Raw genomic sequence first — 19156 nt, 5'->3', positions numbered from 1 at the left:
GAATGAATGTACTCGAACAACAGTTGAACCACTTGATCGATGAATGTCGTCCGTACACGGCTCAAGGGAAAGTAGCTGACTACATCCCTGAACTGGCGCATGTGAAAAACGATTTACTAGGGGTGGCGATTTGTTTGCCGGACGGGACGTATATTCATGCGGGGGACGTTCATCACAAGTTTACGATTCAAAGTGTCTCGAAAGCATTGACACTCTGTTATGTTTTAATGGAATTTGGAGAAGACTATGTGTTTTCGAAAGTCGGGATGGAGCCGACGGGAGATGCATTTAATTCGATTGCCAAGCTCGAGGAGACAGTTCCGTCTAAACCGTTGAACCCAATGATTAATGCAGGGGCGCTAGCGGTGACGAGTATGATTTTAGGGGAAACGGCTGACCTGAAAATTTATCAGTTCCGTCAATTTTTAGGGAGGCTGTTAAATCGACCGGTAGAGGATATTACGTACGATGAAAAAGTCGCCCGCTCTGAATACGAGACGACCGATTTGAATCGTGCACTCCTTTATTTCATGCGCCACCATGGAATTGTAGATGGTGAGGTAGATGAGATTATTGATGTCTATACGAAACAATGTGCCATCGAGATTGACTGCTTTGACTTGGCACGAATCGGACGTGTCTTTGCGGGGAACGGAGAAGACCCGAATACGGGCGAAGAATTAATTCCACGTCGGGTCGTTCGAATTGTCAAAGCGATTATGACAACATGTGGCATGTATGATGCATCGGGCGAGTTCGCTGTTCGAGTCGGTCTTCCCGGTAAGAGCGGAGTCTCGGGTGCGATTTTAGCAGTCGGTAACCATGAACTGGATTTGAGTAATGTCGGGTTTGGAATCTTTGGTCCGGCGCTTGATTCGAAAGGGAATTCAATCGCAGGTATGAAACTGTTAGAACTATTGATTGAACGGTATACCTCGCGCTAAATCGATAAATGTTCCACTGACGTGTCTAACTCTTCTTGTAACGTTTCGATTTTTGCATCATACACAGACTGCAAATCTTCAGGTGGCTTGAAGGTCCGCCAACGCTTTAACAGTTGGTCATGGTCGTTCATCTCACCAAGCTCAGTTTGCATCCTCTTTAACGTGCGGACGGTATCCATGGAGGCATCTGTTTCATAGTTCAACAAATACTCATGTAAATAACGTTCACGCTTGACGGCTAAACGAACTTTATGGAGTGCTTCAACTTGTTCATTTCTGTCCGGTTGCTCATGATAAATACGGATTCGTTGGTTACGTTCTTCTTTCGCCTTTTCTAACATTGGAGAGGCGTTCATTTTTTTAAACGCACGAAATAACGGCCCACCGATGAAACGGCGAATTTGTTGATCGAGCGAAGGCGTCATTTTTTCACTGACGCGTGTCGAGAGAATGGTTCGTTCGATGGCGCGTTGCTTCTCGACCACTTGAAGAAACAATGCATCGAGTTCATTCTGTGACTCAAAGTTTTCAATCAGTACATCGAGGTCTCGTACATGTCCGAGTACTTCCATCAACTGTTTGAGTTGCCGGAACGTCGCAGGTTTTGTCTCATAGATTTGCATGAACGTGATCAGCTTTCGTAAATGAACGCGGGCGCGATGAATGTCCTCCGAATTGGTGAAAGTGAGGGCCTCGGTCACGTAATGATTAAACGTATTCCACGTTTCTAACAGCTCAAATTTTAATTTTTCTGCATGCCGTTGATTCATGATATTATTTCCTTTCTGAAAAGAGATGAGGGTTGTCCATGTACCAAACACATTCATTAAACGAAAAAACAAAACTGTTCTTTACGATTTTCTTTCCAATCTTAGTCACGCAAGTGTCTTTTTATTTGATTAGCTTTTTTGATACCGTCATGTCTGGACGTGCCGGAGCGGTCGACTTGGCAGGTGTCGGTGTTGGTTCAAGTCTTTGGATGCCGGTCTACACCGGACTCAGTGGCATCCTATTGGCCGTGGCGCCAATCGTATCGCAAGCACTTGGTGCACGGGACCGACAACAGATTCAACGGACGCTGTTCCAAGGCATCTATCTAGCCGTCATACTAAGTGTCATCACGTTGACATTAGGCTCGTTCCTCGTGCCAATTGCAATCGAGGGAATGGGGCTCAGTACGGAAGGGAAGCGGATTGCAACCCAATACTTACTTGCTCTTGGTTTCGGTGTCTTGCCGATGTTTTTGTTCAACGTGCTTCGCACGCTCATGGATGCGCTCGGCAAGACGAGAGTTTCAATGATCCTCATACTATTAGGGTTACCCATTAATGTCGGATTAAATTACATCTTCATTTTCGGGAAACTTGGTGTTCCGGCATATGGCGGCGTCGGAGCGGGAATTGCCTCGAGCATCACCTACTGGTTGCTCTTTTTCATGGCCTTGTTCTTCGTGAGGAATGGAAAACCGTTCCGAGAATACAAATTTTTACGGACGACTGAGCGTATCGTCTGGCTCAGACAAAAAGAGTTATTGCAACTCGGGACACCAATCGGGCTAGCAATCTTCGCCGAGGTCAGCATCTTTGCAGCAGTCACGCTATTGCTCAGCTCATACGGTGACCAAATCGTCGCGGCACACCAAGCCGCCATTAACTTCGCTTCGTTCGTGTACATGCTCCCGTTGTCGGCATCGAGCGCGTTGACGATTGTCGTCGGATACGAACTCGGTGCGAAACGATTACAGGACGCCGTTCGATATGCGAAAATCGGAATTTCGCTTTGTCTAGGTGTCTCCATCTTCTCTGGTGCCTTGTTGTTTTGGCAAAACGAGCGGGTCGCAGCCATTTATACGAATGATCCGACGGTCGTGGACCTCGCTGCCCACTTCATGATTTTCGCCGTGTTCTTCCAGTTATCAGATGCAGTCGCGGCACCGATTCAAGGGATTTTACGAGGATTCAAGGACGTCAATATCACGCTGCTTCTCTCGCTCGTTGCCTATTGGGTCATCGGCTTACCTCTTGGTTATGTCTTGACGGAACATGCTGGGTTTGGTCCGGATGGGTATTGGATTGGCTTGATTGCCGGGCTCGCAGCCGGAGCGGTCTTATTATTTCTCCGACTCGTATGGATTGTTCGACGCTACGGGACGCTCGAATCGACGTAATGATGCAAAGGTTGTTCGCAATTGTGAACAATCTTTTATTTATTATAAATTGGTCTATACAACTATACTTTTATTAGTTATGATAACATGGAGGAAAACAAAAAGGAGTGGTGAACCGATGTCGACATTGATCAATGCTCGTATCGTGTCAGCGGAGCAAACATGGGAACGTGGATATATCAGATGGAATGGTCAAACGATTGATGAGATTGGATCGATGGAACAGTTTGAACAACAGGATGAGCACGTGATTGATGTCGCGGGGGCGCTCGTGACACCAGGTTTGATCGATGTTCATATCCACGGGGGATATGAAGTCGATACGATGGACGCGGATGAATCACGACTTCGTCGATTGAGTGAACACATGCTACAAGAAGGTGTCACTTCTTTTTTCGCGACGACAATCACACAATCAAAAGAGGCGATTGAGCACGCATTGACGGCAGTCCGAAACGTAATTGAAGCGCAGGATACGACACTCATCGGGATTCACTTGGAAGGTCCTTTCGTCAATGTGGAGATGGCTGGGGCACAACCGGCGGAATATATTATCGATCCGGATGCCGAGCAGTTTCGGAAGTGGCAAGAGCTTGCGGGTGGGCATATTCGCCTCGTCACGTATGCACCGGAACGGCCGGGTGCCCGTGCATTTGAAGCGGCACTTCGCGAATCAAGTACAATCGGTTCAGCCGGTCATACGAGCGCGACATTTGAAGAGAACAAACAGGCGGGCATCAAACACGGGACACACCTGTATAACCAAATGCGTGGATTGCATCACCGCGAACCAGGTACGGTCGGATATTGTCTATTAGAGAAAGGTGTCATCGCGGAAATTATTCCGGACGGCATTCACAGCCGTCCAGAGATGGTTGACTTTGCGTTCCGTTTAAAAGGACCAGATGAACTCGTCGTCATCACGGATGCGATGCGAGCGAAGGGACTTCCGGACGGACAGTATGAACTCGGCGGTCAACCGGTCAAAGTCGAGGATGGGGCTGCGCGACTTCAAGCCGGGAATCTTGCGGGCAGTGTGTTGACGATGGATGCTGCATTCCGAAACATTCAGGCATATACGGGATGTACAGTGGAAGAGGCGGTCAAAATGACCGCGACGAATGCAGCTAAGGAATTTGGATTGACGACAAAAGGGGACATCAAATCGGGGTTTGATGCAGACCTAGTCGTATGGAATCGCGCGACACATGTTCAGATGACTTTTGTCAAAGGTAAGATCGTATATGAACGGGAGGAACAAGGATGAACGTACTAGTCGCAAAGACGGCGAACGATGCGGAACGAATCGCCTACACGCTAATTAAAGAACGGATTTCAGGGAAACATGACTTCGTACTCGGTCTCGCAACCGGTAGCACACCAGTCGGGATGTATCAGATGTTTAAGCAGGACGCGCTCGATTGTAGCCACGTGACGAGCGTCAATTTGGATGAATATATCGGACTATCACCCGAACATCCTCAAAGCTACAATCGCTTTATGAAAGATCGCCTCTTTGATGAAGTGCCATTCAAACAAAGTCATCTTCCAAAAGGTGATGCGTCGGACCCAGAAGCGGAGGCGGCGCGCTATGAAGGGCTCGTCCGAACGCTCGGTGTCGACTTACAACTTCTCGGGATTGGCGAGAATGGACACATCGCATTCAATGAACCGGGGACGGCACTCGATGCCAAGACACACGTGACCGAGCTCACGGAATCGACCCGTGAAGCCAATCGTCGCTTTTTTGACCGCCTTGAAGACGTACCGACTCATGCGATCACGATGGGACTCGACACGATTATGAATGCCCGTGAAATCGTCCTTGTGGCTATAGGTGAGCGGAAGGCGGAAGCGGTACAGCACATGATTGAAAGTGTTCCGACAGTCGACTGGCCGGCCACAATCCTTCAAGCGCATCCAGGTGTGACAGTCGTACTCGACGAAGCGGCGGCATCGCGCTGCGCAGATGCTCTTCAAGCCCGTGGACGAGAAGCAGCAACACGATTTTTCACCATTCGGGATTAACGAACCTGCGGAATCATCTCCGCGGGTTTTTCTGTGTTCAACTGTGGGAAAGTGTAAAGAAATGAATTTGTCATCAAAACGTTTTCGACAAATTTGACACTTTCCTCTATAATGAGTGAAGCTCATTATTTTGACTCGAAGGAGACCGCGATGAATTCTAGAACACATACTCGTAGACAGCGAAAAGGTCCGTCTGCGTTTTATAAGATATTTAGTGCCCTTGTGCTGATTGCGATTATTGCTGGATCTAGCATTTACGGTACAGCGTTTTATAAAGCTCACAATATGTTGTCCGGCACCCAAGTCACGCTAGAGGACGACCCGACAGTCGAACCGACTCGTTTTGACAAAGAAGATACGGAGTCGTTCTTGATTTTAGGGACAGACCTTTCGCCACAAAAGAAAGCACGTGGAGAATTCGGACGCTCGGACGTTATGATCGTTGTTATCTTGAACAAGAAAGAAAAACAGACGACGATGCTCAGCGTTCCGCGCGATTCGTATGTCAATATCGACTACACGGGCTACAACATCCCTTATGGAAAGACGGGACTTGACCAAGATAAGATTACACACGCCTATTACTTTGGTTCGATGGATGAAACGAATCCAAATAATGGGATGCGGATGGCGACGAATACGATTGAAGATTTGGTCGGCGTAGAAATCGATCATGTCGTTTCGTTAAACTTCCAAGGGTTTGTCGATTTCATTGATGCCGTAGGTGGCGTTGAAATTGATGTCCCGTTCTCTTCACAACAAAACAGCTATGATGCATCACGTGAAACGGTCCAAATCGAACAGGGACTTCAACAGCTTTCTGGCGAAGAGGCACTTGCCTATGTCCGAAACCGATATGACGATCCCCGTGGAGACATTGGACGTGGACAACGTCAAATGGAAGTAATCAATGCCGTGCTCGAACAATCACTCGGCACTTCACTCCTTAACAACTATGATAAGGTCCTGAAAGCCGTTGGGGACAATATGCAGACAACGCTTGGACCAAATGACTATATGCGTTTGATTGAAGATGTCGGGGCATTGCACGATACGGTACAATATCAACTGACAGGTGAAGGTGCCCGAGCAGATGACGGTCACTTCTACTATTTCTTGAATGAGCCGCTTCTTGAAGAAGTGCGTTATCGCGTGCAACAAGCGGATGCGGGTAACCGTGTCGAGCCGATGTCAGATACAGAACTTGAGTCTTACACGTTAGACCCGAACGGGGTAACGTACGAAGCTCAATAAAGTTTAACTTACGAAAAATGCAAAACGCGCTCAGAATTCATTTTCTGAGCGTTTTTTATGTGGCAATGTATTTCAGGTCAGACCGCTTTTTTGTGTGGGATTTCTCGAAAAATGATTTAGTTGATGATTTTCCCACTCAAAAATTTGGTATCACAGTAAGGACAGCGATATACATCCTCCACATCAGTGTCATGGTCAAATCGTAATGGGAGTCGTCTTTTACACTGTGGACATTTCCATAAAGTGAGGGATATGACGAGGAAGATTACAAATGAAGATGCTCCTAAAATCGCCAACCATGTCGAGCCTATAAGGATATTGATCAGACTAATTGGAATCGAGATAAATAAACAAAGTAATGCGATTTTTCGATATTTCATGATATCGATTACCTTATGCAATGTCCTCCCCCCCTTTAACATCTATATACGTAGAATAAGATTGTTTAGCTCCAATATGAGTCGAAAAGAGGGTAGAAAATCGTATTTCTGTTTCGTGCGTTATATGCGATCCATGGCGACGGTCAAAGAGTACGAGTCTCCACGGAAAAGGGAACGACTATATTCAAACATGCCGCCATCATCGAGATACGTTCGCTGGTCAATCAACAGTACCGGAGCGTTCGGAGAGATAGTGAGGAGCTTGGCTTCTTCAGGACCGGCGCTTCGAGCTTCGAGTGTCTGCGTGGCATTCTTCAGACGTAGTCCACGTTGTTCGGCGTACGCATAAATAGAGCCCGTGGCGTCATCTTGCGTCAGATCCGGCAATAAATGGACTGGGATATAGGCTGTTTCGAGCGCAAGCGGATTGTCATCTGCGAGTCGTAGCCGCTTCATTTCATAAACAGGTGTCTGATTTGGGATGCTCAGTTGCTGGGCGATGAGATCCGTTGCCGGAATGACCTCGTACGATAAGAGACGACTGAGTGGTCGCATGCCTCGATGTTTGATTTCTTCAGAAAAACTCGTCAGTCCGGATAATGTCATCGCAATCTTTTGACTCGCGACAAAGGTGCCCCGTCCTTTTTGACGGCTCAAATAACCGGCGTTGACGAGATTCATAATCGCTTGACGAATTGTCATTCGACTGACATGAAATTGCTCGGAAAATTCACGCTCTGAAGGCAGGGTGTCTCCTGGTTTTAACAATCCGTCATCAATTTGTTGCTTTAAGTACGCTTCAATTTGATAATAAATAGGTAACGGAGATTGTTTATCAATTTCTAACATATCATTTCGCTCCTGACTGAGAAGGTGTATGTTTCATTATAGACGAAATTAAACTAGTTGTCTGAACAGATTTTTTAAAGAGAAAAGGTGGAGGGGAAGATGAATCAACACACATTGGAAACAGTCGTAACTGCGGTCAAAATGGATCAATCAGGTTATTGGCATACACTTGAGAACAGTCCGTTTTATGCAGAAGGCGGTGGACAGCCAGCCGATCGGGGATGGATTGGATCACATGAAGTATTAGATATACAACTCATTGAAGACGAGGTTCGGCACCTCTTGCACGAGTCCTTACCGATTGGTACAACGGTAGAGGCTCGAATCGATGAAGATGTGAGACGTGATCATTCGATTCAACATACTGCTCAACATCTTTTAACGGCAATCTTAGAGGACCGTCACGGCATTCGCACGCTCAGCTTTGGAATCGGGTCAGCCGACTCGTCCATTGAGATTGAAACGACAACGATGGACTGGCCACAAATTAACGCACTTGAGCATGAGTTGCAACAACTGGTCTACGAGAACCGTCCGATTCATGTGTATGAGATACCGGAGGAAGAAGTGGATCGAACGCGTTTACGGAAGGCGACCGATCGCATGGGGATGATTCGCATCGTAGAAATCGAAGGGATTGACTACAATGCATGCGGCGGCACCCACGTGGGGACAACCGGACAACTCGGTACGATTCACGTGACGGCGATGAAGAAAGTCAGAGGGAATATTCGCTTGACGTATGTGGCCGGTGACCGGGCACTCAAGGCGACCCAACAAGCGCGAGAAGCGTTACGTTCGATTCACCATACATTCTCGACAACGAATGAATCCGTGGCAGAGCGTGTGATTGAAGAACATACGATTCGTCTAGAACGTGAAAAAGAGATTAAGACGCTAGAAGAACGGATTGCGAAAGCGAAAGTAGAGGCAGTGTTGAAAGAAGATAACTATGTAGCGTTACATGTGGGGCGGACCGAAGCTGAAACGTTGACGACCGCCATCATCGAACGGATTGCCGCGACGGGACGAATTGCGGTTGGAGCCAACTATGGCACGCAGAAATTGTTTGTCATGCATGATGGGACGCATGATATCGCCGTCGGTAAATTTTTGAAAACCGCCCTTCAAGAGATGCAGATTGGTCGTGGCGGCGGAAACCATAAGCAGGCACAAGCACGATTCACATCCGTGTCTGAGCTGGAGCGAGGGATGGAAGAAATCGTGAAACGATTGCAGGAAGGGGTGCTTTCATGTTGACGATTCAAAGTGGGCAAGAAGCTCATTTGATTCAACAGGCGAGACAAGTGAGAGAAGTTGTATTCATTCAGGAACAAGGAATTGATGCGAGTTTAGAATATGACGACTTAGACGATGTGTGTACACATGTGGTCGGTCTCCTTGACTCGGAGCCTGTGACGACGGCACGCCTTCGTCCCATCGATTCGAACATCGGAAAAGTAGAACGGGTGGCGACAATCGAGTCGGCACGGGGACATGGATATGGGAAAGATGTCATGAACGAAGTCGAACGTGTGGCAAAACATCGAGGGTTGGGTGAATTACGATTAGGCGCACAACTGACGGCGCTTCCGTTTTATGAAAAACTCGGGTACGAGGCATTCGGAAACGAGTTTTTGGATGCGGATATTCCGCATCGTATGATGAAGAAAACGTGGTAACTCTTTTTTTGAAATATCCCATTTTTCTAAAAAAAGGTTGGCAAGAAGATTTCGTTTTGTTATAACTAATACTAACAACTGACAGATAGAGGTTGCGAATGACATGAGTAAGCTTGGTTGAAACGGACGCATTCCGGACCGGGCCGAAAGGGGAAATTCGCCGAAGTCGACGTTCACGTGCGTGTGAACGAAGGCTGGGGTAGTCGTGAACAACGCCTACACTGCCATGGTCAACTACCATGGAGCGCTATCTACGGAACGATTCTTTAATCGTTTTTCAACTGCGCGTACAAGCGGCAGACCGTAGGGAGAGTGCTTCCTACCGGTCTGCCGCTTTTTCTGTTGGTGCACATCTTGAAAGTGGGGAACTTGATGACAACCGTACTGAAATTTGGTGGTAGCTCTGTTGCCACAATCGAACAAATACAAGCCATTTCAGATTATTTACAGACACGTGTGGCGACCGGAGAGAAGTTGGTCGTCGTCGTGTCGGCGATGGGCAAGACGACGGACTCACTCCTGTCACTCGCCAAACAAATCACCGACCGTCCGATGATTCGAGAACTCGACCGTCTACTCGCCGTCGGTGAAGAACAGACAATCAGTTTACTCAGTATCGCCTTGAACTCGAGGGGCGTGCCGGCCATCTCTCTCACCGGGCAACAAGCCGGGATCGATACGATGGGTATTCATACGAAGAGCAAAATCAAAGCGATTCGAAAAGAAGTGTTGCACGAGAAGTTGCGTCAATACGATGTCTTGATCGTCGCTGGATTCCAAGGCGTGAATGAAGCGGGTGACGTCACGACGCTCGGACGCGGCGGTTCGGACACGACGGCAGTCGCACTCGCAGCCGTACTCAGTCAACGCTGTGAAATATATACGGACGTGGCTGGTGTATATACGACAGACCCACGGATTCACCCGGCGGCGAAACGTCTAGACACCGTTTCATACGACGAGATGATGGAGATGAGTGCACTCGGCTCCAAAGTGATGGAAATGCGAAGCGTCGAGCTCGCAAAAAAATATGATGTCAATATTTTTGTCGGAAAGACGCTGTCGAGCGAAGGAGGAACATGGATCATGGATACGACGCAAGCAATGGAACAGAAAGCGGTCACGAGTGTGAGTGTCGTTAAGAACGTACTCAGTGTCTCAATCAAACATATCCCCCATACAGCAGCCGGGGTCGCGGACATCTTTGAACGATTGTCAGAACGTCATGTCAATATCGATATGATTTCGCAGACAGCGTTTGACGGGGAAGTGTTCCTATCATTCACATGTCCGCTAGATGAGGAAGCGTTTTTAGAAGAGGCACTCGCAGAGTTGACGGCGACCTTGTCGCAAATCAAAATCGATCGTCACACGGAACATGCAAAAATTTCTGTCGTCGGAATCGGTATGCGAGACGCGACAGGCGTCGCATCAGAGCTCTTTGCGACATTCCGCGAGATGGGGATTCCATTCTATCAAGTCACGACATCTGAAATCAGTATTTCCTATACGATTCAAGATCAAGACGTTGAAGCGGCAGTCGCAGCCATTGCGGCCCGATTCAACTTATAAGGGGGTAGCACGATGTATAATGTAGCGGTCGTCGGTGCAACAGGTGCCGTCGGACAAAAAATGATTGACGTCTTAACAGAATATGAATTTCCAATCAGCGAACTGAGACTCTATGCTTCAGCCCGTTCAGCAGGGAAAACGGTCGAAGTGAACGGGCAACCGGTCGTGATTCGCGAATTGACCGATGCGATTTATGCAGATCCGATCGATATCGCACTCTTCTCTGCTGGTGGGAGCATCAGTGAGCAATATGCCCCGCGATTGAGTGAGCAAGGGGTCATCGTCATCGACAACTCAAGCGCATTTCGAATGCAAGAAGGAATTCCACTCATCGTACCGGAAGTGAATCGGGTCGAACTCAGTCCGGAGAAGACGCTCATTGCAAATCCGAATTGTTCAACGATTCAATCGGTCGTCGCGCTCGCGTCTCTATCGGAAGTATACGGACTGACACGGGTTGCGTACACATCCTATCAAGCGGTATCGGGATCGGGTCAAAAAGGAATCGATGACCTCGAACGCGGTGCGCGTGGAGAGGCGCCGACGAATTATCCGTATCCGATTTATGATAACGTCTTGCCGCACATCGATGTGTTCTTAGAGAATGGTTACACGAAAGAAGAACAAAAAATGATTGAGGAGACGCGCAAAATTTTGAACGCGCCGAACCTCGGCGTGACGGCCACTTGTGTCCGGGTGCCGGTACGAAATAGTCACGCGGTCTCGATCACGGTGTCGCTCGAGCGGGATGCGACAGTCGCAGAAGTAAAAGCCGTCCTCGCCGATGCGCCTGGTGTCGTGTTAATGGACAATCCATCCGAACTGGCCTATCCGACACCACTTGATGCGAATGGGACGGATGAGGTGTATGTCGGACGAATTCGCCGAGACGACTCGCAGTCGAATACGTTCCATCTGTGGTGCGTCGCGGATAACGTTCGAAAAGGGGCGGCGGCGAATGCCGTTCAAATCGCACAATGTATGATTGGTCAAACAGCGACGAAATAAGGAGGAGATGACATGTTCACAGGAGTGGCAACAGCGCTCGCGACCCCATTTCAAGAAAATGGGCAGTTGAATCTAGAAGCATGGGCAGCATTGATTGAAGAGCAAATTCAGGAAGGTGTGAGTGGTCTTGTCATCGGCGGGACGACCGGCGAAGGGATGACGCTCACAGACGCAGAGTTTGAGACGTTGCTCGTTCGAGCGGTCGAGGTCGCGAACGGTCGAGCGTTGATTATCGCAGGAACCGGGTCAAACAATACAGCTGTCAGTATCGAAAAAACAAAACGGGCAGCAGAACTTGGAGCGGAGATGGTGATGGTCGTCACACCGTACTACAACAAGTCGACACAGGCTGGGCTGATTGCACATTTCACCGCGATCGCGGATGCGTCACCCATTCCGCTCATGCTCTATAACGTTCCGTCACGGACTGGTGTCGCGTTGGCGCCTGAAACGGTCGGAGAACTCGCAGAACATCCACGCATCACGGCCTTAAAAGAAGCGAGCGGGGATATCTCGGTCATGGCGCAGATGATGGCTCACATTCCAGAAGGATTCACCGTTTACTGTGGAAATGACGATCAAATTTTGCCATATATGGCTTGGGGCGCACAAGGGGTCGTTTCGGTTTTATCAAACGTTTACCCAGGTGCGACGGTCGCACTAGCTGAAACTCTCTTGGCAGGTGATCTAGAGACGGCCCGCGCATGGCAACTTCGCTTGCTCCCTGTCATCGATGAGCTGTTCGCAGAAGTGAATCCGATTCCGGTGAAGGCGGCTCTTCAAGCGAGAGGGTTCGCATTTGGTGCTCCACGCCTACCGCTCGTCCCGATGAGCGCGACGGCTGAAGCGAAGTTGCTGTCAGCAATGGAGCAATTCAATGAGGTGAGACAATGAATGTTCTCATCCACGGATTTGGTGCGATGGGACGGATTGTCGAAGAAGTCGCTCATGCGCAAGGTGTGAACGTCTCGGCAATCGTCTCACCGGGAAGTGAAGAGCATCTGGCATCATTAGACGAGGTAGACGCCCCGGTCGATGTCGTGATCGACTTTTCGAATCCGGCACTTCTCCCTGACTTACTCGCGTTCGGACGGTCACGCAATATTCCACTCGTCATCGCGACGACCGGCTTCACACCGGAAGAATTGGCCGCCATCGAGACGGCTTCACAAGACATCCCAGTTTTTCAGTCTTACAACACGTCTTACGGGATTGCACTCTTGAAACAGTTACTCGACCAACTCGTCCCTCTTACGCTCGGTTATGACATCGAAGTGATCGAGGCACACCACCGGAAAAAAGTCGATGCCCCGAGCGGTACGGCAGAATTATTGGCCCGTGCCATCGAAGCGAAGCGTGAGGTGACACCGATTTACGAGCGAACGTCACGGCGTGAAGCGCGTGGAACTGAGGAGTTGGGCATGCATTCCATCCGTGGTGGCACGATTTTCGGTGAGCATGCTGTGCTCTTCGCCGGAGATGATGAAATGATTGAATTGAAACATACCGCGTTATCCAAACGCGTCTTTGCAAACGGAGCCCTTGCCGCTGCGGCAACGATCATCGATCGCCCGGCAGGACTATATAATCTATCGAACTTATACGAGGAGGCTACTCATGTTACTCACAAACGCTTATGAAATCGCACAATATATTAAAGATGCTAAAAAGGAAACACCAGTAAAGCTTTACGTCAACGGTCAATTGGCGGGGCTTGAAATCGAGGAAGCAAAAGCATTTGGAACAGATGAATCGAAACTGTTCTTGACGACGGCAGAACGCGCGGCCACGTTCTTAGAAGCCAATGCGTCGGTCATCACGGATTCACATCTCGAATACGACCGTCGCAACAGTGCCGTACCGATGCTCGATACGACACAGCTCAATGCACGAATCGAACCAGGTTCGTTCATCCGAGACCACGTCCAAATCGGGAACAACGCGGTCGTCATGATGGGAGCTGTCGTCAATATTGGAGCTGTCATTGGAGATGGTTCGATGGTCGACATGAATGCTGTCATCGGGGCACGCGGAACGCTCGGGAAAAACGTTCACCTTGGCGCGGGTGCCGTGGTCGCTGGTGTCCTTGAGCCACCTTCAAAAGATCCGGTCATCATCGAAGATGGCGTCATGGTCGGAGCGAACGCGGTCATCTTGGAAGGGGTTCGTGTTGGTGAAAATGCGGTTGTCGCGGCAGGCAGTGTCGTCACACAAGACGTCCCTCCAGGTGTCGTCGTTGCGGGAACACCGGCACGAATCATCAAACAGAAAGATGAAAAAACTTCTGAAAAAACGCAACTTGTTGATGACTTACGCTCTCTCTAACGTATAATAGACAGAAAATATAAACAACGAGGAATGGGAGAGTTTTATTATGGAACAGTATGGACAATGGATGTGGAAAGACGGGGCTTGGATTGAGCCGACTGACGCAAACACGAGTATCATGACACACGCGATTCACTACGGAAGTGGGTTCTTTGAAGGGATTCGTGCCTACCATACGGAGGAAGGCCCCGCCATCTTCCGATTGCGTGAGCACTTGGAGCGACTCGTTCGCTCGTGTGCATACTACCACGTCACACTACCGTATACGGTGGATGAGCTCGAACAAGCGACGATGGAATTGATTGAACGAAACGGATTTGAAGCATGTTACATCCGTCCGTTCGTCTTCCTTGGAACACCATGGCAAGCACTTATGCCGACGACGGAGACGAAGGTACATGTTGCCATCTCGTGTTGGCCGCTCGGCGAATATTTCAGCAAGACAGTTGGGATTCGGGCAAAAGTGGCCTCGTATCGCCGTGTGTCTTCTACAATGATGCCGATGCAAGCGAAAGCGGCATCAAACTATATGAACTCACAACTATTAAAAGGAGAGGCGCTTCGTGATGGATTTGATGAAGCGATCGCCCTCGATATGAATGGGAACGTCAGTGAGGCGAGTGTCGCGAACATCTTCCTCGTCAAAGGGAAGACGATCACGACACCATCACTCGACTGTTCTGTATTAGATGGCATCACACGTCAAACGGTCATGCAACTTGCGCGAGAAGCAGGTTATGAAGTCGTGGAGCGCCATATCGGACGCGACGAGCTGTACGTGGTCGATGAAATCTTCTTGACAGGAACAGCGGCCGAGGTGACGAGCGTCATCGAAGTCGACCATATCTCGATCGGTAGCGGCGTCCAGACGGTCGCGACAGAAATGTTGTCACGCTATCGTGAGGCCGTGACAGGACAACTTCCAGAACACCGCGACTGGATTACGTTCGTTAAATCAGCAGTGAAAGAGTAAAGGGGTTTTACAGTATGGGAGTCACAATTGACTTGAGTGCGATTCGCAAAAACAAACGTCGGATTGAAACGCTAGGACGCCCTGTGTTTGCGGTCGTGAAAAACAATGCCTATAACCTAGGAATGGAGCCAGTTGTGACGACTTTGTACGATGAAGGGGTCCGTCATTTCATGGTGACCACGCTCGAAGAAGCGATTGAAGTACGAACGCATGCGGAAAAGGCTCGTGTCCTCGTCATGAACCCGGTATATACGTGGCAACACGTGCATGCCCATGACTTTGATGTTGCTATCGGGTCGTATGAATGGCTCGTCTCACAGCGGGAGCATCTCGATGGTGTTCGCCTACATCTAAAACTAGATGTCGGCATGAATCGATTCGGTGCCAAAACATTTGAAGAAGCGCTACAAATCATCGCCTTCTGTCAGGATGAAGGGTTAAACCTCGTTGGGTTATGTACACATTTCCCGCTTGCGGATGCAGACAATGCGGAAGTCGAGCATAGCGTTCAAGTCGAACGTTTTGCCGACTGGTCGACACGTTTGATGGAACGTCATACGTTTGAATTGATTCATGCGGCAAACAGTGCGGCCACGCTTCAAGATGATTCACGTCTGCATCATTGCACACATGTGCGTGTCGGGATCTTCTTATACGGCTATTCTTCGGTCGAGCCGGTCGAATGGTTAGTTCCTGCTTTTCACTGGGAGACGGAAGTGGTCGCGGTCCATGACATTGAAGCGGGGGCTCATGTCGGATATGGGACGGGATACAAGGCCGAAACGAAGGAACGAATCGCCGTTCTTCCGGTCGGATACGGGGATGGATTGATGCGAGCGAGACGTCATTTACCCGTTCACATTGACGGGAAAGCTTATCCGTTCGTCAGTAACATTTTTATGAGCCATAGCTTCATCAAAGTCGACGAGGATGTGCACATCGGCGACCAGGTCACGTTGTACGGTATAGAAACAAAAATCGATGATGTGACACGTATTGGCTACGCCAACAACTCAGAACAGCTCTGTGCCCGTTCGTGGCGCATTCCACATCGCTTTGAAGGAGGAATTGTATGTACACCACCAATCAATCAGAATGTTTGATCGAAGGTGTGTCCGTCCGTGAACTTCAAGCGACGTACGGGACACCTTTATACATCATGAGTGAAGGAGAACTAGAGCGTCGTCTCGGGATTGTTCAGGATACGTTTTTAGACAAGTATCCGAACACGTATGCGTTATACGCGTCAAAAGCGTTATCGATTGCGGCCGTGTATGAAAAAGTAATGGCGGCAGGAATGAGCATCGACGTCGTCTCAAGGGGTGAGATGTACGTGGCACTGCATGCCGGTGTACCGGCGGAGCGCATTCACGTCCACGGGTCGAACAAGACGATTCTTGACTTCACATACGCGCTCGAACAAGGGATTACACACTTTACCATCGACAATATGCGTGAAATTAGCCTCTTGTCAGGACTTGCGGCTGAATATAATCGCGAAGTCGATGTGCTTCTCCGCATCGTGCCTCAAGTCGTTGGAGGTGCCCATGCGGCGATTCAAACGGGTGGGGTTGATACAAAATTCGGTTTCCCGACGCATGACGATACGTATTTAGATGCTGTTCGTGCGACGTTGGAAGCCGAGCATTTACAGTTGAAGGGAATCCATTGTCACGTCGGCTCTCAAATTCAAGATCCGACTCTCTTTACCAACACGGTGAAGACGATGGTCCGGTTCATGGATAACATTCGTCAGGAAACCGGGTATACGACGGACGTCTTGAACATCGGTGGTGGCTTCGGTGTCGCTTACTTGGATGAAGACGAATATCTCGATTTTGCCCGGACGATGGAGCAAGTCATGGAGACATTGGTTGAAGAAGTGAGCGCTCGCGAGCTCCCACTTCCGAAAGTCGGAATTGAGCCAGGGCGTTGGCTCGTCGCCAATGCAGGTGCCACGCTTTATGAAGTGGGGACCATCAAAGAAGTGAGCGGTGTTCGTACATTTGTGTCCGTCGATGGCGGGATGACGGATAATATCCGTCCGGCATTGTATGACGCGGAGTACGAAGTCGTGGCAGCGACACGAATGAATGAAGAGAAGACGCTCGAGGCAAAAATTGTCGGAGCGTGCTGCGAGTCGGGAGATATCATCTCGAACCGCTCGTTGATTCCTTCTGTCACACCGGGTGATTTATTACTCGTCAAGGCAACGGGGGCGTATAACTTCTCGATGGCGAGCAACTATAACCAGATGCTTCGTCCCGCTGTTGTCTTCGTGAAGGACGGGACACATCGCCTCGTCGTCCGTCGCCAAACGTTTGAAGACTTGGTGGCATGTGAAGTCATTGGACAATCGACGTAAGACTACAGAGCAATCTGTAGTCTTTTTTGATTTTGAAATGAGAACGTTTTTCAATTATGATAGAGAAGAGAAAAAAAGGGGGAAGTGACGGTCATGACAAGGACAGTAGCACAAAAGTTAATTGAAGAAAGACGTACGGTCCGTATGTTCAGAGAAGAACCCATTGATACGAAAGTGCTCTATGAAGTGTTGCAATCGGCACATCATGCACCATTTCACAATAAAGTCGAACCATGGAACGTGTATGTGTTCAACGGGGACGGGAAACAGGTATTACTCGATGCGCTCGAACCAGCCTTCTCGGAGGCGTCAGAAGGGCAACGTGAAAAGGTGACCGGTCGTATTTTAAATGCGGCAACCTGTATATATGTGACGGCAAAACATTTTGAGACGGACAAAGGAAATCGTGATGCGTTGCTCGCGACGGCGACGTTTATTCAAAATATCCAACTCTTGTTTAATGAACGTGAAATCGGGATGGTGTGGCGGACAGGTGGACTATTTGACGATGCACGGTTGAAAGAGATGATTGGAGCGGAAGGGGAAACCTTTATCGGTTTACTTCAAATCGGTAAATATGATGTCGAGGATATCCCTTCACCAAAAGCGCGACAACCGATTGACTCACATCTCATCATGTTCGAATAAAAAAGCGAGCGAGGGGATGGCCCTTCGCTCGCTTGATCTATATATTGGTCATTTATCGCTTCAATTTAGTTGCGAGCCAATCTTGAATCACAGGTGTTGGAATCATCTAGTCGTTCCTCCGTTTTTAGAATCTTCTTCTCTACTATTATCCAAATGCATACGTTCCCAAACCTCACGATGCGTACCGTGAAGAGTGTCATCGAAAGAATCATCGATATGAAGGCCATAACTCGGATCGATGGATGAGGCGTACAGGTCTAGCATGAGTTGATCATGGTTCGGATACATAGAGTGGGCTCCTTTCAATACGTCAGCTTGGCTACAACTTCAGTATACAAAGGAACTATGTAGAAAATTCGAGAGAAACGTTAACATTTTATGAATCTTGTAAACGCTTTCATTAATTAGGTGTCTCACATAGTGGGATACACGACTGTTTATATTGTTCAGCGCGTTTCGCATACTTCTTTACCGTTCTTTCCATAATAAAACGGTCTTCATCGTTCAACGGACGGACGACTTTTGCGGGAACACCCATCACCATCACCCCTTCAGGAATTTGCATGTTCGGCGTGACGAGCGCACCGGCTGCAACGAACGATCCTTTTCCGACCTTCGCTCCGTCGAGTACGGTGGCATGCATACCGATTAGGCAATTTTCTTCGATCTCACAACCGTGAATCATCGCCATATGACCGATTGAGACACGGTCATGGATGATAGTCGGTGAGCCTTCATATTGATGGATCATCGAACCATCCTGGATGTTGACGTAAGAACCGATTTGAATAGGCCCTTCGTCTCCTCGAATGACGGTATTGAACCAGACTCCCGAGTGAGCCCCAATCGTCACGTCACCAATCACATGTGCTCCCGGTGCAACATAAGCCGTCGGATCGACTTGAGGTATCAGTTTTTCTAATTTATATTGCATCTTTGTAACCCCTTTCAGATAAAT

At 48.8% G+C, this 19156-nt stretch carries 20 protein-coding genes and 1 riboswitch; of the genes, 16 read left to right on the top strand and 4 right to left on the bottom strand.

Annotated elements, in window-relative coordinates:
• Positions 1-2 precede the first annotated feature (2 nt).
• Positions 3-944 carry a glutaminase A gene (gene glsA, locus KNO95_RS12360; protein WP_026826866.1) on the top strand — a complete coding sequence of 314 codons (942 nt, stop codon included), beginning with the start codon at positions 3-5 and terminating at the stop codon, positions 942-944.
• On the opposite strand, the gene KNO95_RS12355 is transcribed toward glsA, so the two are convergent.
• Complete coding sequence (locus tag KNO95_RS12355) at positions 941-1714, bottom strand: CHAD domain-containing protein (RefSeq protein ID WP_214704320.1); 774 nt, start codon at positions 1712-1714, stop codon at positions 941-943. The genes glsA and KNO95_RS12355 overlap by 4 nt on opposite strands.
• A 38-nt stretch (positions 1715-1752) precedes the next feature.
• Between KNO95_RS12355 and KNO95_RS12350 the strand changes: the two genes are divergently transcribed.
• The 4 genes from KNO95_RS12350 to KNO95_RS12335 all read left to right on the top strand — a co-directional run bounded on the left by KNO95_RS12350 (position 1753) and on the right by KNO95_RS12335 (position 6393).
• Complete coding sequence (locus KNO95_RS12350) at positions 1753-3111, top strand: MATE family efflux transporter (RefSeq protein ID WP_026826864.1); 1359 nt, start codon at positions 1753-1755, stop codon at positions 3109-3111.
• A gap of 118 nt (positions 3112-3229) precedes the next feature.
• Positions 3230-4378 (top strand): N-acetylglucosamine-6-phosphate deacetylase, encoded by a 1149-nt coding sequence (nagA, locus tag KNO95_RS12345; RefSeq protein WP_214879122.1) that lies wholly within the window; start codon positions 3230-3232, stop codon positions 4376-4378.
• A complete protein-coding gene (gene nagB / locus KNO95_RS12340; RefSeq protein WP_026826862.1) occupies positions 4375-5139 on the top strand; it encodes a glucosamine-6-phosphate deaminase in 765 nt (254 codons plus the stop codon). The genes nagA and nagB overlap by 4 nt, the downstream gene beginning before the upstream one ends.
• Positions 5140-5289: 150 nt before the next feature.
• On the top strand, positions 5290-6393 hold the full coding sequence (locus KNO95_RS12335; protein ID WP_026826861.1) for an LCP family protein: 1104 nt from the start codon (positions 5290-5292) through the stop codon (positions 6391-6393).
• Between the two features lie 500 nt (positions 6394-6893).
• On the opposite strand, the gene KNO95_RS12330 is transcribed toward KNO95_RS12335, so the two are convergent.
• The gene (locus KNO95_RS12330) at positions 6894-7622 is read right to left on the bottom strand and encodes a GntR family transcriptional regulator (protein ID WP_026826860.1); all 729 of its coding nucleotides are present in this window, start codon (positions 7620-7622) and stop codon (positions 6894-6896) included.
• A 99-nt stretch (positions 7623-7721) separates the two neighbouring features.
• Between KNO95_RS12330 and KNO95_RS12325 the strand changes: the two genes are divergently transcribed.
• From KNO95_RS12325 to KNO95_RS12270, 11 genes are all read left to right on the top strand, one after another.
• Complete coding sequence (locus tag KNO95_RS12325) at positions 7722-8882, top strand: alanyl-tRNA editing protein (RefSeq protein WP_214879121.1); 1161 nt, start codon at positions 7722-7724, stop codon at positions 8880-8882.
• Positions 8876-9304, top strand: coding sequence for a GNAT family N-acetyltransferase (locus KNO95_RS12320; RefSeq protein WP_214879120.1), 429 nt, complete (start codon positions 8876-8878; stop codon positions 9302-9304). The genes KNO95_RS12325 and KNO95_RS12320 overlap by 7 nt, the downstream gene beginning before the upstream one ends.
• Before the next feature lie 78 nt (positions 9305-9382).
• Positions 9383-9562: riboswitch (Lysine riboswitch) on the top strand.
• A gap of 114 nt (positions 9563-9676) precedes the next feature.
• Positions 9677-10876 (top strand): aspartate kinase, encoded by a 1200-nt coding sequence (locus KNO95_RS12310; protein ID WP_034771246.1) that lies wholly within the window; start codon positions 9677-9679, stop codon positions 10874-10876.
• Positions 10877-10888: 12 nt separating this feature from the next.
• On the top strand, positions 10889-11884 hold the full coding sequence (locus KNO95_RS12305; protein WP_214879119.1) for an aspartate-semialdehyde dehydrogenase: 996 nt from the start codon (positions 10889-10891) through the stop codon (positions 11882-11884).
• A 12-nt stretch (positions 11885-11896) separates the two neighbouring features.
• Positions 11897-12778, top strand: a complete 882-nt coding sequence (dapA, locus tag KNO95_RS12300) for a 4-hydroxy-tetrahydrodipicolinate synthase (protein ID WP_214879118.1) — start codon at positions 11897-11899, stop codon at positions 12776-12778.
• A complete protein-coding gene (gene dapB / locus KNO95_RS12295; RefSeq protein ID WP_214879117.1) occupies positions 12775-13524 on the top strand; it encodes a 4-hydroxy-tetrahydrodipicolinate reductase in 750 nt (249 codons plus the stop codon). The genes dapA and dapB overlap by 4 nt, the downstream gene beginning before the upstream one ends.
• The gene (gene dapD / locus KNO95_RS12290; RefSeq protein WP_214879115.1) at positions 13502-14209 is read left to right on the top strand and encodes a 2,3,4,5-tetrahydropyridine-2,6-dicarboxylate N-acetyltransferase; all 708 of its coding nucleotides are present in this window, start codon (positions 13502-13504) and stop codon (positions 14207-14209) included. Before dapB ends, dapD begins: the two co-directional genes overlap by 23 nt.
• A gap of 49 nt (positions 14210-14258) precedes the next feature.
• Positions 14259-15185 carry a branched-chain amino acid transaminase gene (locus KNO95_RS12285; RefSeq protein ID WP_026826852.1) on the top strand — a complete coding sequence of 309 codons (927 nt, stop codon included), beginning with the start codon at positions 14259-14261 and terminating at the stop codon, positions 15183-15185.
• Between the two features lie 14 nt (positions 15186-15199).
• Positions 15200-16288: an alanine racemase gene (gene alr, locus KNO95_RS12280; protein WP_214879113.1), complete on the top strand. Its 1089-nt coding sequence runs from the start codon at positions 15200-15202 to the stop codon at positions 16286-16288.
• A complete protein-coding gene (gene lysA, locus KNO95_RS12275) occupies positions 16258-17550 on the top strand; it encodes a diaminopimelate decarboxylase (protein ID WP_214879111.1) in 1293 nt (430 codons plus the stop codon). The genes alr and lysA overlap by 31 nt, the downstream gene beginning before the upstream one ends.
• Positions 17551-17643: 93 nt before the next feature.
• Positions 17644-18198: a nitroreductase family protein gene (locus KNO95_RS12270; RefSeq protein WP_214879109.1), complete on the top strand. Its 555-nt coding sequence runs from the start codon at positions 17644-17646 to the stop codon at positions 18196-18198.
• A gap of 102 nt (positions 18199-18300) precedes the next feature.
• On the opposite strand, the gene KNO95_RS12265 is transcribed toward KNO95_RS12270, so the two are convergent.
• Complete coding sequence (locus tag KNO95_RS12265) at positions 18301-18486, bottom strand: hypothetical protein (RefSeq protein WP_214879107.1); 186 nt, start codon at positions 18484-18486, stop codon at positions 18301-18303.
• 112 nt (positions 18487-18598) lie between these two features.
• A complete protein-coding gene (locus KNO95_RS12260; RefSeq protein WP_214879105.1) occupies positions 18599-19132 on the bottom strand; it encodes a gamma carbonic anhydrase family protein in 534 nt (177 codons plus the stop codon).
• Positions 19133-19156 lie beyond the last annotated feature (24 nt).

The sequence above is a fragment of the Exiguobacterium sp. ERU653 genome (assembly GCF_018617775.1).
Taxonomy (GTDB): Bacteria; Bacillota; Bacilli; order Exiguobacteriales; family Exiguobacteriaceae; genus Exiguobacterium; species Exiguobacterium marinum.
This window is presented reverse-complemented; position numbering and strand designations above follow the sequence as displayed.

What these genes read in the sequence shown, in the direction of transcription:
- glsA (WP_026826866.1), top strand. Translation starts at nt 3, where the DNA reads ATGAATGTACTCGAACAACAGTTGAACCACTTGATCGATGAATGTCGT.
- dapD (WP_214879115.1), top strand. Translation starts at nt 13,502, where the DNA reads ATGTTACTCACAAACGCTTATGAAATCGCACAATATATTAAAGATGCT.
- KNO95_RS12285 (WP_026826852.1), top strand. Translation starts at nt 14,259, where the DNA reads ATGGAACAGTATGGACAATGGATGTGGAAAGACGGGGCTTGGATTGAG.
- dapA (WP_214879118.1), top strand. Translation starts at nt 11,897, where the DNA reads ATGTTCACAGGAGTGGCAACAGCGCTCGCGACCCCATTTCAAGAAAAT.
- KNO95_RS12330 (WP_026826860.1), bottom strand. Translation starts at nt 7,622, where the DNA reads ATGTTAGAAATTGATAAACAATCTCCGTTACCTATTTATTATCAAATT.
- dapB (WP_214879117.1), top strand. Translation starts at nt 12,775, where the DNA reads ATGAATGTTCTCATCCACGGATTTGGTGCGATGGGACGGATTGTCGAA.
- KNO95_RS12305 (WP_214879119.1), top strand. Translation starts at nt 10,889, where the DNA reads ATGTATAATGTAGCGGTCGTCGGTGCAACAGGTGCCGTCGGACAAAAA.
- nagB (WP_026826862.1), top strand. Translation starts at nt 4,375, where the DNA reads ATGAACGTACTAGTCGCAAAGACGGCGAACGATGCGGAACGAATCGCC.
- lysA (WP_214879111.1), top strand. Translation starts at nt 16,258, where the DNA reads ATGTACACCACCAATCAATCAGAATGTTTGATCGAAGGTGTGTCCGTC.
- KNO95_RS12265 (WP_214879107.1), bottom strand. Translation starts at nt 18,486, where the DNA reads ATGTATCCGAACCATGATCAACTCATGCTAGACCTGTACGCCTCATCC.
- KNO95_RS12325 (WP_214879121.1), top strand. Translation starts at nt 7,722, where the DNA reads ATGAATCAACACACATTGGAAACAGTCGTAACTGCGGTCAAAATGGAT.
- alr (WP_214879113.1), top strand. Translation starts at nt 15,200, where the DNA reads ATGGGAGTCACAATTGACTTGAGTGCGATTCGCAAAAACAAACGTCGG.
- KNO95_RS12320 (WP_214879120.1), top strand. Translation starts at nt 8,876, where the DNA reads ATGTTGACGATTCAAAGTGGGCAAGAAGCTCATTTGATTCAACAGGCG.
- KNO95_RS12260 (WP_214879105.1), bottom strand. Translation starts at nt 19,132, where the DNA reads ATGCAATATAAATTAGAAAAACTGATACCTCAAGTCGATCCGACGGCT.
- KNO95_RS12350 (WP_026826864.1), top strand. Translation starts at nt 1,753, where the DNA reads ATGTACCAAACACATTCATTAAACGAAAAAACAAAACTGTTCTTTACG.
- KNO95_RS12355 (WP_214704320.1), bottom strand. Translation starts at nt 1,714, where the DNA reads ATGAATCAACGGCATGCAGAAAAATTAAAATTTGAGCTGTTAGAAACG.
- nagA (WP_214879122.1), top strand. Translation starts at nt 3,230, where the DNA reads ATGTCGACATTGATCAATGCTCGTATCGTGTCAGCGGAGCAAACATGG.
- KNO95_RS12270 (WP_214879109.1), top strand. Translation starts at nt 17,644, where the DNA reads ATGACAAGGACAGTAGCACAAAAGTTAATTGAAGAAAGACGTACGGTC.
- KNO95_RS12335 (WP_026826861.1), top strand. Translation starts at nt 5,290, where the DNA reads ATGAATTCTAGAACACATACTCGTAGACAGCGAAAAGGTCCGTCTGCG.
- KNO95_RS12310 (WP_034771246.1), top strand. Translation starts at nt 9,677, where the DNA reads ATGACAACCGTACTGAAATTTGGTGGTAGCTCTGTTGCCACAATCGAA.